Below are 16808 nucleotides of genomic sequence, written 5' to 3'. Positions count from 1 at the left end.
CATTGTGGGTGATAGAATAGAAGGTGTTCAAGAATATCAAATTGGCTTAGCGGAACCCTCCGATCTGGCGGCGATAACCGAGCTCATGCTTAAGGTGTTTCGAGCCGTGCAAGGTAAAACTTTCTCCAGTGAAGGACAAAATCATTTCGATAACCTTTTTACGTTAGAACGAAACCAACAACGTTGGGAACAAGGACAAAAATTCTGGATTGCTAAAAATGCCCAGCGGCAAGTGATAGGGGTAATAGCGTTGCGAGAGGCTTCCCATATTTTTGCGTTGTATGTTGATCGCGATTATCAACGTCAGGGGATCGCTAATGCTTTGTGGCAAACGTGTCTTAATTTTGTAATGAACGAATCAATTCCAGCCGAAAAGGTTACTGTCTATGCCTCTGAGTATGCGCTAGAAGTTTACGAAAAGTGGGGATTTGTCCGTATGGGGGAATTGCAGGTGTCTGATGGCCTGGAATTTATTCCTATGGCTTATTCTACGCCAGTCTCAGCCGTACAATAACATATAGAAGGTTACTATCATGCCAGTCTGGTTACAGTCATTACCTTTTACCTCGTTGGACTTAATGGTTATTGTGGTTAATCTAACGACGTTTCTTGCTGCCAGTGTTTTTATTCGTTGGTCGGCAAATAATCGTTCCGAAAAAGTGATTCAACGCCGAGTGGTGGGCTTGCGCCTGATTAACTTAATATTTTTGAGCGTTTATTTGGTGGCCGGTGTATTGCAGTTCCGCCTGGCGCAACAGTTCTCGCAAATTGGTTTAAGTTTGCTGGTGGCCTACGGCATTAATCACTGGATTCAGTTGTGGATCTTAAATCGTTTTGGTGCCGAAAGAACGGTGAATGACGAAGTTGTGATGGCTAAGTCTTACACCAGTGGCATGATTGGTTTGTTGGCGTTAATGATAGTCATAGCACTGACTATGGTAACGCTGTTAAATATTCTAGACTTAGACAATTGGTTACAAGCTTCCTCCGTTGTTGGGGCGTTTATATTAATTCTATACGCCAGTAAGGATTATTTGCTTAGCGATATTATTAGTAGCTTAACGATGCACTACAGCCGCACTATTGAGCCCGGTGCTGTGATTCGAGTAAAGGAATTAAATATTCTGGGAGTGGTGCAAAAGGTGAGTTTGTTGCAAACAACATTGAGAGATCTGGTCCACAACTCTGATGTAGTTCTGGACAATTCCAAACTAAGAAGTGCTGTGATTGAAAACTTATCTAGCTGTCATCGACTGACTGATTATGTGGACTTTAAGATTGGTTATTCAACGTCAAAAGCTGAAGTTGAGCAGTTGTGTGCCGAAATTTGGCAAGCTTTAATAAAAAAAGAACCTTCTATGGCTCCCATAGTACCTGATGTTTTTGTCGTTAATAATGATGATCATGCGGTTGTCTGGCGTTTGCGTTATGTGGTGCCTAATCCTTATAAACTCATTGCTATTAAACATCATATCAATACCATTGCCTTTGAGCTTTCCAGGCAACATGATATTGGTTTAAACACACCTTTTACACTTGTTTTTGATGCCCCGGTGGATGCAAATCTAAATACTTAACTTTTATAAGGTGTTGCAGAGAGTATCAACGAAAGAGCAACAGGCCTATACTCATGTTGGTTTTTATCTATACTGATAAGAGAAACGTGATAATTAAGAGATAATATGAAGGTTCTGGGGCTCTTTTTCATTGGCATGCTATGGATGCTGACTGCTCAGGCTAAAGGGCAGAAGATAAAAGTCGGGGTAGAGGATATAGATTACTTTCCTTACTACGCTTCGGAAGATGGCTCAGTTAAAGGCTTTTATAAGTCACTTATGGAAGCTTTTGAGAAGCAGTCCGGTTATTCGTTTGAATTTTCTTTTTATCCTCCCACCGATGTAGTGCAAGCGCTTATTGATAACAAAGTGGATGTTATTTTTCCTGACAACGAATATTGGGCAAAAGATAAAAAGCTTAATGCGGGCATTCGTTATAGTCAGCCTGTGACGGATTATATTGACGGTGTTTTTGTCATGTATGCTAATAGAGCATTGCCATTAGAGAAGCTATCAACTCTGGGGATTATTAAAGGGTTTAATCCTTATCCTTACTATACTCGAATAGACGATGGACATATTCAGCTTAAAGTTTATGAAAATCTTGAACAGTTAATTCTTGCTCTTTTTAACAAAGAGATCCAGGGAGCCTATTTTAATAAAGTACTGATTGAACACTTTCTCAGTAATTTTAGTTTAGAAAGTTTGATTCAGGTGCCTCTTAACCAGAAAATTATTTTTCGATCTGACTTTCCTATGATTCAGTCAAACTACAAAGCTTCAACGATCAAACAACAAGAATTTCTCAAGTCTTTTAATGAGTTTTTAAGTAAAAAGGAGCCATTAGAAACCTTGAAACGCCAATACAATATTCAGCTAAAACTGCCTTAGTATAAGCATATTACCGTATCGGGTTATTTCTTTATTAGTCGAATATAAACGTCGGTTGCTTCAAATTTGCGATCGCGAGTGCTTAAGCTTTTATGACTGCCCGATTGTCGATTACTGCCAATGAGGCTCCAGGTATCTTCTGTTAACCAAAGTTCGGTAGATAGCTGCTGCTGTTCGTTTATAGCGCGTTGTTTGGTTTGGGATTGATGCTTTAAAGACAAAGAGACTCGCACTTGATCGTCTCTGGCAATAACGGGTGTGATATAGAAACCATCGGTAATGGTTTGAAATAATGTAATGGTTTGGCCTTGGCCGTAGAGTAGAAAGCCACCAGGGAGCAATTGACTGGTTCCGATAAATGCAGATTTACCCTGCATCACTCTAACTGAACGAAACTCTTGATTATTGCCTCTATCGCGAGTGGAATGGGCGTCTACACGGATACCACTGTTATGAGGCCCGACGGTAACCGTCGTTTCATGTTGATTAGCTTTGCGGCGATGGTGTTTTTCTGACTTGATTTGCACCAGCCATTGACCAGGTGCTTTATCCAACTCGTTAATCAAGGGCTTAAGATCTTCGTAGCGTTTGGGTGACACATTTAAAATGAGTTGAAATCGGCTAGCGCTGATCTTTTCGTTGTATTTCAGGTGAGGCTCAATGAGTGCTTTTACTTCATCAGCAGAGCGGTGGTTCAGTTGATGAATGTAGAGTTTGGCAACCAGATCACTGGAGCAGAGTAGCAAAAGAACTATGAGGCTGATTCGAGTTATCATATTCCTAGCACTCGTAGTTCGCTGGCGATCTCACTTTGTTGCCATAGTTCATCAAAAAACTGCCGCCGTTCTTTAACTTCTAGTGGTGCGTCTAAACGACCTTCGCCCTCTGTTTGGGTATAAAAAGGGCGATACACAAGGCTACGCTCATCAGCTAGATAAAAAGCATAAGGTGCCTGCTGCAGTTGTGCGGGTACAACACGAATATGTACATAGCTCGATAGTGATTGATACAAAGTAATGAGTCGGTGTTGGCACTGAAGCATTGGACGTATGGTGTAAACCAGTAGGCGTATTTGAGAGTAACGGCTACGTCGGGCCAGATCCGATAAGGCTTTCTCTATTGACCGATCATTTAATACCTGTGGATCCAGATCGGCACTGAATATATCCACAGTCCGCTTGGCCTGCTTAAACATATCTAGCGCAAATGTTTGATGTTGTGCCCAGGTTTGCAGCAGCTGTCGCTCGGACAGATCCTGAGGGTTATCTGTATCGGTCATAGAGGTGGCGAGAGTGAGCTTAGTGTAAGTCTATGTTCTCATTTGGTGGGCAATGGGGTCAAGGTGCCGCAACATTGGACGGTGCGGGATGCCTGCTTCCATAAAAACAGGCCCGTCGGCAACGAACGCATGGCGCTCATAAAAAGGTTGAGCCTTGATTTGGGCATTCAAATGGAGACAGAGAATACTTTGTTCTTGCGCAATTTCGGTGAGTTTTTGCAGTATTTCGGAACCCAGTCCTTTGCCACGAAAGGGCAATAACACGGCAACTCGACCTATTTTTCCTTTCTTGGTAATGCGGCCAGTGCCAATGGCTTCACCTTCGAGGGTGGTTACCAGTACGTGAAAACAATCCTGATCTTTTCCGTCTTGCTCAATATGAGGGTCAACACGTTGTTCACAAATAAAAACTTTTTGGCGAATTTGGATCAATTCTTGTTGCGCATCAGACCAGTTTACCTGGCGAATAATATAATCGTTTGTCATGTCACCCTCAGGCTCATTAATCCTGCTTAATAATTATACAGCCTCTATTTATAAGACTAGCAATCTCATTAAGAAAATCAATGTCTTGAAATGAATTTTCTAATTCTTTTGAGGGTAGAATATTATTATTGGAGATATTTTCTATCAAGACGCCATATTGCCCTTGAAATTTATGGTTTTCTCCGTCTGCCATAAGTATTAAAAAAGCGTCGCTGGTTTGTTCTTGCTCATAAAAATAAGTGAAGGTGCTGTCACCATTTTTGACTAATGAAAACTCGGAAGTTTGTAGCTGATAACGCAGTTCTTCACCCGTAATAGAAGCTTGGGGCTCTTGTTCATATTTAGGACGGGTCACCAGTTGACCGAAGGCTGTCAAAAGCTGGGTGTCCGTCATCGATGTTAATGCCTGACGGCACCAGGTAACTATGTCCTGATCGAGCTGGGCTGACGTAGGGGTGAACTGGCGATCTTTGTCGGAGTAGCGTGATTGATGATTTTCTTCACTGTCCATCAAGTTGAGCAACAGTTGGCTTAACAGAGCGTTATGGTCGGGCGCGCGAAAACCGATGGAATAGGTCATGGAGGCATCGATAGCAATGCCGTCGTGCGCTGTTTGTGGTGGAATATAAAGGAGATCACCGGGTTCCAGAACCACATCGATGATAGCGTCAAAATCTGCTATTTGTTTAAGATCAGGGTGAGGCCTGATTTCTTGTATCGACGCTTTGGGCTCTCCCACACGCCAGTGACGCTTGCCTTGTCCTTGAATCAAAAACACATCGTATTGGTCTATATGAGGACCAACACCACCACCCTGAGTGGCATAACTCACCATGACATCGTCGTGGCGCCAATCGGGCAAAAAGCTAAAGGCCTGTTGCAACTCTTTAACTTCTGGTAGCCAATGTTCCAGAGTTTGTACAAGCAAGGTCCAGTGAGATTCTGGCAGAGTCAGAAAATCTTCTTCTTCCAGCGGACCGCATTGAACCTGCCACTGATCGTCTTCTTGCTGGATCAGACGAGCTTCTACGTCTTCTTCCAATGCGAGACCAGCGAGTTCTTCGGGTGACAAAAAATCTTTAAAGCCAGAGAATGCCTGACGTATGACTAAGGGCTTTTTTTGCCAGTATTCGTTAAGAAATTGTTGAGGGCTTAGTGAGCCCAGAGCATGGACGGTCATGACAAGGTATCGGATAGGCTGAAGAAAAGAGAAGAGCTCAGGTGCCAATTATTGGCACCTGAGTAACGAAAGAACGGGTTAAATCTTGTTTGCTTGCTCAATCGCGTTGCCAATATAGTTGGCTGGTGTGAGTTGTTTGAGTTCTGCTTTTACGGCATCTGGCAGTTCCAGGCTATCGATAAATACGTGCATGCCTGCTTCGTCAACACGCTTACCGCGAGTTAACTCTTTTAGCTTCTCGTAGGGTTTTTCGATGCCATAACGACGCATGACGGTCTGGATTGGCTCGGCCAACAGCTCCCAGTTTGCATTCAGTTCGTCAAGTAGCGACTGTGCATTGACTTCGAGTTTGCTAATGCCTTTAAGAGATGCTTTGTAAGCAATCAGAGAGTGAGCAACTCCCATACCTAACGCACGTAATGCCGTTGAGTCTGATAAGTCTCGCTGCCAACGTGACACAGGAAGTTTTTGACCCAGATGAGTAAAGAGCGCATTGGCGATGCCCAGGTTACCTTCTGAGTTTTCAAAGTCGATAGGGTTAACTTTGTGTGGCATGGTTGAAGAGCCGATTTCGCCAGCAACGGTTTTTTGCTTAAAGTGACCTAAAGCAATGTAACCCCAAACATCACGGTCGAAATCGATCAAGATGGTGTTAAATCGGGTGATGGCATCGAAGTATTCTGCAATGTAATCGTGTGGCTCAATTTGAGTGGTGTAGGGGTTCCAGGTTAAACCCAGGCTGGTAACAAACTCTTCGGCAAAAACGACCCAGTCTACTTGAGGATAAGCCGACAAGTGAGCGTTGTAGTTACCAACAGCACCGTTGATTTTTCCTAGCAGTTCTACTTTCTTAAACTGATCCAGCTGGCGGCGTAAGCGTGCAACCACGTTGGCCATTTCTTTACCCATAGTCGAAGGGCTGGCTGGTTGGCCGTGAGTACGTGACATCATTGGAACCGATGCGTGCTCATGAGCCAGACTGCGGATAGCGTCGATCACTTGAGTTTGCTGAGCATCAATCACATCAGCTGCGTCTTTTAGCATTAAGCCATAAGATAAGTTGTTAATGTCTTCTGAAGTACAAGCAAAGTGGATGAACTCACTGACTGCTGAAACTTCTGCATTGTCTGCGGTTTTTTCTTTGAGGAAGTATTCTACGGCTTTAACGTCGTGATTGGTTGTTGCTTCGATGGTTTTAACACGCTGAGCATCGGCTTCAGAAAAGTTAGCAACAATGCTATCTAATAATGCATTAGCTTCATCAGAGAAGGCGGGCACTTCGGCGATATCTGCGGTTGCCGCCAGCTTTTGTAACCAGCGTACTTCAACGGTAGTACGATATTTGATTAAGCCAAATTCACTAAAGATTTCTCTAAGCTCAGCAGCTTTTGAGCCATAACGGCCGTCGACAGGAGAGATTGCAGTAAGTGCAGACAGTTCCATGAATCATCCTCAAAAGGGGTTATAAAATAAACAACACAATATTTTAGGCGCGCTATTCTAGCATTGTTGAATGGTATTTTAGTACTTTTAGTTCTTGCGTAGCACTTTTAGAGCTATTTTGAGGCCCTAAGTAGCACTGACCTTTGTACCGTAACTGGAACTGTTACTTTATAAAGAGGCAACGGATGGGTAATAAAAATGCTGCATACTTATTCATAAAGGAAGTGCCATATTGTTTCCAGAGGTGGAAGCGTCTTTGCGCCAAAACTTCACCCAAGGCTTAATTTTATTGATGAGGTTTAGCGGGAAGCAGGACGTTCACCAACTTCTGAGGTTGGATAAAAAGCATTCATAAACCCTTGAATCCCTTATCAAAGAAAGCTCGAGATGCAATCTTATTCGTCCTTAGGTGATTTATTTTGCAGTGCATATAAGCTATAATTTGGTCCCAAATTTTCAGGAACTGGTCGAGAAAAGCAAGTATTCTCGCCTAAACTTATCTACATTCTTACCTAGAGTTGTAGCGACAATTACGAGGACCAAAGCGTGTTAGAAGCGTATAGAAAACATGTCGAAGAACGTGCCGCTCAAGGCATCCCTCCTAAACCTCTTGATGCCGATCAGGTTAATGAACTTGTTGAACTAGTCAAAAATCCTCCTGCGGGAGAAGAAGAGTTTTTGATCGAGTTGTTAACTCACCGTGTGCCACCAGGTGTAGACGAAGCGGCGTATGTTAAGGCGGGTTTTCTAGCTGCGGTTGCCAAAGGCGAGGTGACTTCTCCACTGCTTGATAAAACTCATGCGACCGAGTTATTGGGCACCATGTTAGGCGGCTATAACATTGCAACTCTGGTTGAGTTATTGGACGATGCCGAGCTGGCTGAGCTAGTTGGTGAAAAACTAAAGCATACATTATTAATGTTTGATGCATTCCATGATGTAGCTGACAAAGCCAAAGCGGGTAACGCAGTTGCTGAAGCCGTAGTTAAGTCTTGGGCAGAAGCTGAATGGTTTACCAGCAAGCCTGAAGTTGCCAAGAAAACCACAGTAACGGTATTTAAAGTACCAGGTGAAACCAACACTGACGATTTATCACCTGCTCAAGATGCCTGGTCACGTCCTGATATTCCTCTTCACTCTCTTGCGATGTTGAAAAACCCTCGTGAAGGTATCGACGGTAATCCTTTAGAAATCATCGAAGATTTAAAAAAGAAAGGCCATCCTGTTGCCTACGTTGGTGATGTTGTTGGTACTGGGTCTTCACGTAAATCAGCCACCAACTCTGTATTGTGGTTGATGGGTGACGACATTCCTTATGTTCCTAACAAGCGTGCCGGTGGCTTCTGTTTTGGTGGCAAAATTGCTCCTATCTTCTTCAATACTATGGAAGACGCGGGGGCATTACCCATTGAGTTTGATGTCACTCAATTAGAGATGGGTGATGTGATTGATGTTTATCCTTACGAGGGTAAAGTTGAGAAAAATGGTGAGTTATTAACCACCTTCGAATTAAAAACAGATGTGTTGCTCGACGAAGTTCGTGCTGGCGGACGTATTCCACTGATCGTTGGCCGTGGTTTAACCACTCGTGCTCGAGAGCATTTAGGTCTACCAGAAACCGACATTTTTGCTAAGCCTGCAGCGGTTGCTGATAGTGGCAAAGGCTTCACATTAGCACAGAAAATGGTCGGTAAAGCCTGTGGCGTTGAGGGCGTACGTCCTGGTCAATATTGCGAGCCACGCATGACAACCGTAGGTTCTCAGGATACTACCGGGCCTATGACTCGTGATGAGTTGAAAGATTTGGCTTGTCTTGGCTTCTCAGCTGATTTAGTGATGCAGTCTTTCTGTCACACGGCGGCTTATCCTAAGCCTGTTGATATTGATACACAACACACACTGCCTGATTTCATTATGAATCGTGGTGGTGTATCTCTGCGTCCTGGTGACGGGATTATCCACTCATGGTTAAACCGTATGTTATTGCCTGATACTGTTGGTACGGGTGGTGATTCGCATACTCGTTTTCCGATGGGTATTTCTTTCCCTGCGGGTTCTGGCTTGGTGGCGTTTGCGGCGGCTACAGGCGTTATGCCTCTGGACATGCCAGAGTCAGTATTAGTGCGCTTTAAAGGCGAAATGCAACCAGGCATCACATTACGTGATTTGGTTCATGCCATTCCTTATTACGCTATTCAACAAGGCTTGTTGACGGTTGAAAAAGCGGGCAAGAAAAACATCTTCTCTGGTCGTGTACTGGAAATCGAAGGTTTGACCGATTTGACTGTTGAGCAGGCGTTTGAGTTATCGGATGCTTCTGCTGAGCGTTCAGCGGCAGGTTGTACGATTCAATTAAGCGAAGATTCTGTTTCTGAATACCTGCAGTCAAACATCGTCTTGTTGAAGTGGATGATTGCTAACGGTTACGGTGATGTTCGTACGATCAGTCGTCGTATTGAAAAGATGGAAGAATGGTTAGCGAAACCAGAATTGATGGCTGCTGACGCCGACGCCGAGTACGCTGCGGTTATCGAGATTGATTTGGCAGAGGTGAATGAGCCTATTTTGTGTGCGCCTAACGATCCAGACGATGCGCGTAAATTAAGCGACGTTGAAGGCGATACCATTGATGAGGTGTTCATCGGTTCATGTATGACCAATATTGGTCATTTCCGTGCGGCTGGTAAGCTGTTAGATCAGGTTGACGCGGGTACATTAAAAACTCGCTTGTGGTTGGCACCGCCCACCAAGATGGACGAGCATCAGCTGATGGAAGAAGGTTACTACAACATCTTTGGCCGTTCTGGCGCTCGTATGGAGATGCCTGGATGTTCGTTGTGTATGGGTAACCAGGCTCGTGTGGCACCTAAGTCAACGGTTGTGTCGACTTCTACACGTAACTTCCCTAACCGTCTGGGGCAGGGAGCTAATGTCTATCTGGCATCAGCAGAACTGGCTGCGGTTGCCTCGGTAATGGGTAAGTTACCGACGCCTGCAGAGTACCTGGAGTATGCTAAGAGCATCGACTCTATGGCCGATGACATCTATGTGTACATGAACTTCCACCAGATGGAAGAATACAAAGAGAAAGCCGCAGCGGTGACGATTCCAGTAGAAAATCTGGTAACCGTTGAGTCTTAAAAATCTCTTTGCTTGACTCAAAATAAGAAGCCCGCTTTGCGGGCTTTTTTACTTTTCACGTCGTCATAAACTTTTGTTATGATGCGTGCGCGACCACTTGCTTGATACTGAGAATGTAAAAATGGCTGATACCGAAGTATATATTGAAAGCGTTGATCTGGATGAACTGGTCACTTGGATCGAAGATAAAATTGGTACTGTAAAGAAAATTGCAGAAGACGATGAACTGCTGGTTTATCATGGCAAAGCAGGCGGAGAGGTTTTGCCTATCTTCATCCAGAAGAATGTTGAAGACGGTGCTTTTGTTGGAGTTTGGTTTAACTCAATTTACGCGCCTTGGGAGACCGACGCAGAATGTGCCAGAGAGCTGCATCAACGTTTTGGTAAGAGTGTGCAGTGCGATCCAGGGGATGAGGTTAAGGGACAGGATATGTTTCTTGAAATCAGTGCCGATGGTGAGCAATTAGTTAAGCTGAGTTAAGTATTTTTTGGAGAACAATCTGTGAGTGATCTTCGGCAAGAATGGACGATTCTACAAAACCAGCACGAACAACTGGAGCGCAGCGGTCTCTGGATTAAGTTGCTGGCATTTGTGATTGCATTGGTGGGTATCGCAGTTCCTTTTGTAGCGTGGGGAGCTGTCTTACTGGTAGCCGGCTTATGGTTACAGGAAGCTATTTATAAAACCTTTCAAAACCGATTGGGTGAGCGTTTATTGACTATTGAACAGGCCATATCGTCAGGTAACGAACTAACGCCTTTTCAGCTTCACAGCGCCTGGGAGGCACAGCGTCCTGGTGTTGTAGGACTATTTTTAGAGTATTTTAAAAACTCTCTGCGACCCACGGTCGCCTTTCCTTATGTTTTTTTGATTGCAACAACGCTTATCTTTTTAAATTTTTATCAATCGACCTTTGCTCAGGCATTCGGTGCTGCTTAGTAAAAAGCAACAGACTTTATAAGGCGCGTCAATCTGGATTAATTAAAGACGCGCATTGCTTTCTTTTTTTTAACTCTCTATGAGATTTTTTGGTCGGTAAATTCTTGCTTTTTATCTTCTTTATCAGTCTTAGGTAGAAATTTGTCTCCAGTTAAGTATGATGGGCTGCACAATGAGATGTTAGGCTGCTCAAGTTTTTTTTGTCGACCTAATTGATAAATAGAAAGTCGAAGGCCGGACTAATGCAGCGGGCTTTGGCGAATTACTGAATGCTTTGTGTTAGCTTTGCTCGAATACTAAACAATCTTGCCTTCGATATAGAATAAGGGCATAAAGTAAAGGGGTTAAGCTTCTGTTTTTGCAATATTTTGTTATAAATATTGCTAGCTGTAATTGTCGCTTTTCTGTAGTCTTTGAAGATTCATAAAAAATGCTTGTTCAACTGATTTAAGTCATTAGAAAAGATGAAGCGATTTTTTTTGTGCAGTGCTAACTCAAGCAGATAAAGGCATCTCACTTGTTTTGCGGTTAGGTAGATGGCGATACTTTAGAATGTTATTGCGTTCAAAAATTATCCCATAGAGGTAGAGTTTAGTGTTGAGTGTTGAAGCTCATTGAGTCATTTGACAGGTGTAACTGGATGTCATCCGAACAGGATAATCAAAAAGAACATTACTTAGAAGAGTTGAGAAAACTTCAGTCTCGTCGCATGAAAGTGGGAGACTATATCGTTGACTTTGAAAAGAATGTTATCTACGCGCCTGACCTGACTGAGACCTTATGCACAGAGAAATTGCTGTCTCTGCTCGCTTTATTTATTATTAAAGATGGTGGTGTTGTTACTCGCGAAGATGCCTTTGAGATTGTGTATAAAGGTCAGCATGTTGTTGAGTCTTCTTTTCGTCATCGGGTGAAAGATCTCCGGCAGATATTTGCCGATACGCCTCCTTATGAATATATCGAAAATATCAAAGGTAAAGGCTACTACCTGAAAGCCGATGTCTCTGAAATCAAACACGAAGATCTTTTTTATGATCCTGAGCAGTACACTAACAAAAAGACCTTCAGGCTGACTTTAATCGTTGCTATTTTATTAAGCGTATTTGCTACTAGCTTAATTCTATATTACAACATGGATAAGTTGGTGGAGCCTCCCGTCACTGGTGAGAATTCATTAAAAGAATTAACTCCGTTAACTTATTCAAAAGGTCATGAATTTTACAAAGCCCCTTCACCTAATGGTAAGTATCTTATATATAGCTACAAACCCGTGGGTAAGAAAAATTGGACCCTGAAATTATTAGATCTTGAGAATAATCACACGACTAATTTAACAGACTCTGCGGCTTCTGATACTCGTCCTCGCTGGTCAGCGGATGGAAAGTTTATAACTTTTAGTCGTAGAGATGATAATAAGTGCCAGTTTATAAAAGCGAGCTTTAATAGCGAGACAAAAAACATTGAAGCTTTTGAGGATATTATAGGCTGTGAGCACAACTCACCTGCAGGCTACAGCCATTTATGGAAGAATAATCGTTCGGTTCTTTATTCAAATGCAAAATCTTTTTCTGATCCCATTAGAATTTATTCTTACTCTTTTGAAACTGCTCAAGGTTGGCCTGTGACTTCACCGCCACCTGACGGTCGTGGTGATTATTACTATTCGCTTTCTTATGATGAAAAGCAGTTAGTTGTATTAAGAAATCGTTTTTGGTATGAAACAGAGATTTGGTTATATAAAACAGATACTTGGGAAGGTAAGTTACTCGATACGGTAGCTATCCCTTTGTACACCATTTCTTGGACATTGGATAATAATTCCCTGGTTTATAAAACAGAAAAAAACGAAATTATTGAGCGCAATATCCAAACTGGAGAAAGCAGTGTTGTTGCCAAGTTATCACTTCCCTTTAGGGCGCCTATTTTAAGCGGCCAAGATAAAGAGGATATTTCTGTAACGATTGGGGTTATGACGGATAGTGATATCAGTCGGGTATCTATTGATACAGGAGAAGTCGAAGTTGTTGAAAGTTCATCGTTTCGAGAAGTTTGGCCTATTGTTTCTGGTGATAATGAATATCTGGCATGGGTGTCAGATCGAAGTGGTGTCAATCAATTATGGGTAAAGAAAATTGGAGGCCGCGCTAAGCAGATCACTCATCTTAATGTTTATAAAAGTTTCGATGCTATTTCTTTTAGTCCAGGTGGTACAAGGCTAGTTGGTGCGGCTGGCGGGGACTGGTTTATTGTTTCACAGAATTTTGAAGATGTTCAGTTCTATACTTTAGAAGAAGGGAGGGTTGCTTCAGTTCATTGGGTTGATGAACAAACGCTTATTATTGTCAAAATTATTGATAGCAACAAAATTGCGACGCAAATGGATTTAGTCTCAGGCAATGAACAAACCCTTGAAATTAGTAATGTTAATGTTGTGCTTCCTGGTTTCAAACCGGGGGAATTCTTTTACGTAAAATCCAATGAGACGGGGATATGGTACTACTCAGGCAAGAAGGAACAAAACGAAGAACAGGAAGACAAGGGACAGCTGCTTGTAGAAACGGATAGTAAAATATATAACTCACATAATTGGACTCTGAGTGAAAAGGGAATCTACTTTGTTCAATTTATCAACAATAAAAGTGTTCTTAAGCTTTATGATTTCTCTTCCAAAAGTGTCCTGGATGTTTTTCCTGGATTAGAGGCCGGTGCTATTTCTGTTGATAAAAAGAACCAATGGCTTTATTACGTTGATAAAGTAGAGGGAAACTTAGATTCTTATCTCATAAAGAGGTGAAAGTGGCTCTGGTCACAAGGCAATCACATCCATATCACGTACACCACAACTAATTCGCGATAGTCTTATAGCTACCGATCAGGCTCGCAAATAATGAGCGTTTTATTATTGGAGAGAGTTTATGTTAGTCAATTATGTGTTTTTTTTCGTTTTATCCTTATTCTCACAAGAAGACCAAGAAGCTTCTCAGGTCTTAGAGCTTGAGCTTGAATCTCGTCCAGTTACTTATAGAGCTTGTCATCCACATTCTGAAGATTACCCTTTGTGCGTTGAAGAGCCTAGTAATCGTTAAGATGATTATGAATAAGCTATAGCTCCTACTAGATTGTAATTGAAGCAAAATAAGTCGTATGTTTCGTATGAACTGAGAAGCTTCCCGAGTTTATAAGATTTGAGGTTTGTAGTCGTATAGGATTGGCGTTTATTGTAACCATATACCTAAGTGTCTAGTGCTTCATAAATTTGGGAGTTTCTATATCCTCTCTATTGAGGGTATGCTGCATGTGCGTCATTCTTGTATAGTTTTGTATCTAAAGACAAAGCTTCTGCTATTTTTGAGTCTTAATTTCCTAACGTTAGAGTGTTTTTTGTTGGTTTTATTTTACGAATTCTGTCAGCTTAATATTTCTTTTAATTTGACAACCAGCTAATTACATTAATCTGAAAACAATATAAGATCTTAGTTTGGGTTTGATAAACAGCTCAACGCAAGCATGGGCATTTTTTTACTTCGTTGTGCCCGAATTATGATAGTTTGTTGGTGCTTTTGCGTGTAATGATTACAAGACATTTCTGTTTTATAATTGTATCCTAGATGAATAATACTACTTATTTAAGTATGCTATCTTAAATAGGAGCTGCAATTTAAGTCTCTAAAATGAAACATAAGTTGCGTAATCAGATGAGTTTTGACGGATTTTTTTGAATGCTACATGAGCAAGACGATAATATTAACCTCTACCAAAAGGAGCTGAAGAAGCTTCAAAATAAGAGCATTAGGGTGGGGAGTTATATTGTTCATTTTGAAAAAAACATTATCGTTGCTCCGGATTCCAGCGAAACGCAGTGTTCAGAAAAACTTTTATCACTGCTAGGACTATTTATAATCAAGCAGGGCAAGGTGGTGACACGGGATGATGCTTTTGATATTGTTTATAAAGGCCAGCACGTTGTTGAGTCTTCTTTTCGCCACAGAGTCAAAGATCTCCGTCAGATTTTTAATGATGACCCCCCCTATCGATACATAGAGAATATAAAAGGTAAAGGCTATTTTCTTAAAGTTGGGACTACAGAGTATGTGGAAATTGCGCCGCCTCAAAAAACTGAAGTTAAAAGCTCTAATAGACTTTTTGCCACAGCGTTGTCATTGGCATTCGTCTTTATTTTGTTGAGTGTTCTTCTGATAAAGTTCTTAACACCAGTGCAAGTTGTAAAGGATAGTAAAATAGCAAGTGTAAGTAATCTCGTCCCTGTTACTTTCAGCAAGGGCCATGAATATGATGTCGCTGCATCTCCTAATGGACGGTACTTATTGTATAGTTACAGAAAACAAAATTCTGAAAACTGGCAAATTCGACTATTGGATCTAGAGACAAGAAATGATGTGGCGTTAACGGGGTTGGAAAACATTGACTTCTTCCCCAAGTGGTCGCGAAATAGTCAATATATAACCTTCCATCGTCGTTCTAAAAACACCTGTCAGTATATAAAAGCTAAACTTGACCTTGAAAGCAAAACATTAACAGAGTTTGAAAATTTACCAGGATGTAAGTACGGAGGAGCACAAGGCTACAGCTTGCTATGGAATAATAATCGTTCTCTTATCTACTCTAACTCAAATTCCTTTTCTTCTCCTATGCGGATCTATGCTCGAAAGTTAAGTGGTGCCACTGAGTGGCCTATCACATCACCACCTCCGGATGGGAGAGGTGATTATCTGTTCGTATTATCTCCTGATGAGCAGGAGCTGGTCGTACTAAGAAATCGAAATTGGAGTCACACTGAAATATGGCTTTACAATACCAAAACTTGGGAAGGCAAAAAAATCGATGAGACTGATTATATTTTGTTTAATATTTCGTGGAACGCTGATGGCAGCAAGCTTTTGTATCGTTCAAACCAAAATAGTATTGTTGAGTTTGAGGTAGAAACTCAAAAAAAGCATGTAGTTAGGCATTTGTCGGTTCCTTTTAGGGCGCCTTTGTTAGTAGGTAAGGATTTCTCTCAGATTTTGGTGCGTGTAGGCGCTATATTGACGACTGATATTATGCGTATGCCTTTGGATGGTACAGGAAATGAGCTGGTAGTGTCGTCTTCATTTAACGATATAAAGCCTAGGGTGAGTTTTGATAACAAATTGCTGGCGTGGGTTTCTGATCGTAGTGGTTTGTATCAACTTTGGCTTAAACCTCTTGATGGTGATAGATCTCCGCTTCAAGTAACACAACTGACAAAAGCTCAAAAGTTTGAGTCGATTGCCTTTAGCCCGAATCACAAACGGCTTTCTGGAACCTTAGGAGGAAAATGGTTTATTGCAGATATTAATGCAGATAAAGTCACTGTCCAGTACTACAAGTTAAAAGAAGGCTGGGCGCATTTGCTTGTCTGGAAGGACGAAAAGACCCTTATATTTATTAAGACACTTGACGGAACTCGCTACGCGGTGGAATTTAATATCGAAGAGGGCGTCGAAAAACGTCTAAATATTGACGATGTTAATCTTATTCTTCCTGGGGTGAAAAAAGATCAGTTCTTTTTTATTAAAAAAGAAATTAATGGAATTTGGGAATTCTCTAATGGTAATGAGCGCCTGCTGGTCGAATTAGAGGGAGCAATACTCAATACTCATAATTGGAATGTAACTTCTGATGGCATTTATTTTAGAACAGAAAAAAACAAAGATGGCGAACTCCAGTTTTATGAATTTCAAACTAAGGATGTCAAAACCTTAAAGACGCCTAATTTTCTCAGTTTTGAACACAACGAGCTATCAAATTCTATTTATTTTGTTAGCGAAGAAGATGGCAATCCGGATCTATATCTGCTAAACGACTGATTAAATAGAAGATAATCACAGGACTATCACGTTCGTATCACAT

At 41.7% G+C, this 16808-nt stretch carries 13 protein-coding genes; 8 read left to right on the top strand and 5 right to left on the bottom strand.

Going from position 1 to position 16808, the window contains the following annotated elements:
• Positions 1–4 precede the first annotated feature (4 nt).
• The 3 genes from NH399_RS00640 to NH399_RS00630 all read left to right on the top strand — a co-directional run bounded on the left by NH399_RS00640 (position 5) and on the right by NH399_RS00630 (position 2447).
• Positions 5–514, top strand: coding sequence for a GNAT family N-acetyltransferase (locus tag NH399_RS00640; protein ID WP_253036475.1), 510 nt, complete (start codon positions 5–7; stop codon positions 512–514).
• Positions 515–533: 19 nt separating this feature from the next.
• Complete coding sequence (locus NH399_RS00635) at positions 534–1577, top strand: mechanosensitive ion channel domain-containing protein (RefSeq protein WP_253036474.1); 1044 nt, start codon at positions 534–536, stop codon at positions 1575–1577.
• Positions 1578–1682: 105 nt separating this feature from the next.
• On the top strand, positions 1683–2447 hold the full coding sequence (locus tag NH399_RS00630; RefSeq protein ID WP_253036473.1) for an ABC transporter substrate-binding protein: 765 nt from the start codon (positions 1683–1685) through the stop codon (positions 2445–2447).
• A gap of 23 nt (positions 2448–2470) precedes the next feature.
• On the opposite strand, the gene NH399_RS00625 is transcribed toward NH399_RS00630, so the two are convergent.
• Genes NH399_RS00625 through purB form a run of 5 tightly spaced genes read right to left on the bottom strand, consistent with a single transcriptional unit; the run spans position 2471 to position 6835 of the window.
• Complete coding sequence (locus tag NH399_RS00625) at positions 2471–3223, bottom strand: hypothetical protein (protein WP_253036472.1); 753 nt, start codon at positions 3221–3223, stop codon at positions 2471–2473.
• Complete coding sequence (locus NH399_RS00620) at positions 3220–3726, bottom strand: hypothetical protein (RefSeq protein ID WP_253036471.1); 507 nt, start codon at positions 3724–3726, stop codon at positions 3220–3222. The genes NH399_RS00625 and NH399_RS00620 overlap by 4 nt, the downstream gene beginning before the upstream one ends.
• Positions 3727–3756: 30 nt before the next feature.
• A complete protein-coding gene (locus NH399_RS00615; RefSeq protein ID WP_253036470.1) occupies positions 3757–4212 on the bottom strand; it encodes a GNAT family N-acetyltransferase in 456 nt (151 codons plus the stop codon).
• Positions 4213–4228: 16 nt separating this feature from the next.
• Entirely contained in the window at positions 4229–5440 is a 1212-nt protein-coding gene (locus NH399_RS00610) for a cupin domain-containing protein (RefSeq protein ID WP_253036469.1), read from the bottom strand.
• A gap of 30 nt (positions 5441–5470) precedes the next feature.
• A complete protein-coding gene (gene purB / locus NH399_RS00605) occupies positions 5471–6835 on the bottom strand; it encodes an adenylosuccinate lyase (RefSeq protein ID WP_253036468.1) in 1365 nt (454 codons plus the stop codon).
• A 546-nt stretch (positions 6836–7381) separates the two neighbouring features.
• Between purB and acnB the strand changes: the two genes are divergently transcribed.
• The 5 genes from acnB to NH399_RS00580 all read left to right on the top strand — a co-directional run bounded on the left by acnB (position 7382) and on the right by NH399_RS00580 (position 16765).
• Positions 7382–9976, top strand: coding sequence for a bifunctional aconitate hydratase 2/2-methylisocitrate dehydratase (acnB, locus tag NH399_RS00600; protein WP_253036467.1), 2595 nt, complete (start codon positions 7382–7384; stop codon positions 9974–9976).
• Positions 9977–10097: 121 nt separating this feature from the next.
• Positions 10098–10457, top strand: a complete 360-nt coding sequence (locus NH399_RS00595; protein WP_253036466.1) for a hypothetical protein — start codon at positions 10098–10100, stop codon at positions 10455–10457.
• A 21-nt stretch (positions 10458–10478) separates the two neighbouring features.
• On the top strand, positions 10479–10916 hold the full coding sequence (locus NH399_RS00590) for a hypothetical protein (RefSeq protein WP_253036465.1): 438 nt from the start codon (positions 10479–10481) through the stop codon (positions 10914–10916).
• 709 nt (positions 10917–11625) lie between these two features.
• Positions 11626–13710 carry a winged helix-turn-helix domain-containing protein gene (locus NH399_RS00585; protein ID WP_253036464.1) on the top strand — a complete coding sequence of 695 codons (2085 nt, stop codon included), beginning with the start codon at positions 11626–11628 and terminating at the stop codon, positions 13708–13710.
• A gap of 925 nt (positions 13711–14635) precedes the next feature.
• Complete coding sequence (locus NH399_RS00580) at positions 14636–16765, top strand: winged helix-turn-helix domain-containing protein (protein ID WP_253036463.1); 2130 nt, start codon at positions 14636–14638, stop codon at positions 16763–16765.
• Positions 16766–16808: the final 43 nt, after the last annotated feature.

Origin of the sequence: Pleionea sp. CnH1-48 (assembly GCF_024124665.1) — a bacterium.
GTDB lineage: Bacteria > Pseudomonadota > Gammaproteobacteria > Enterobacterales > Kangiellaceae > JAMXSB01.
This window is presented reverse-complemented; position numbering and strand designations above follow the sequence as displayed.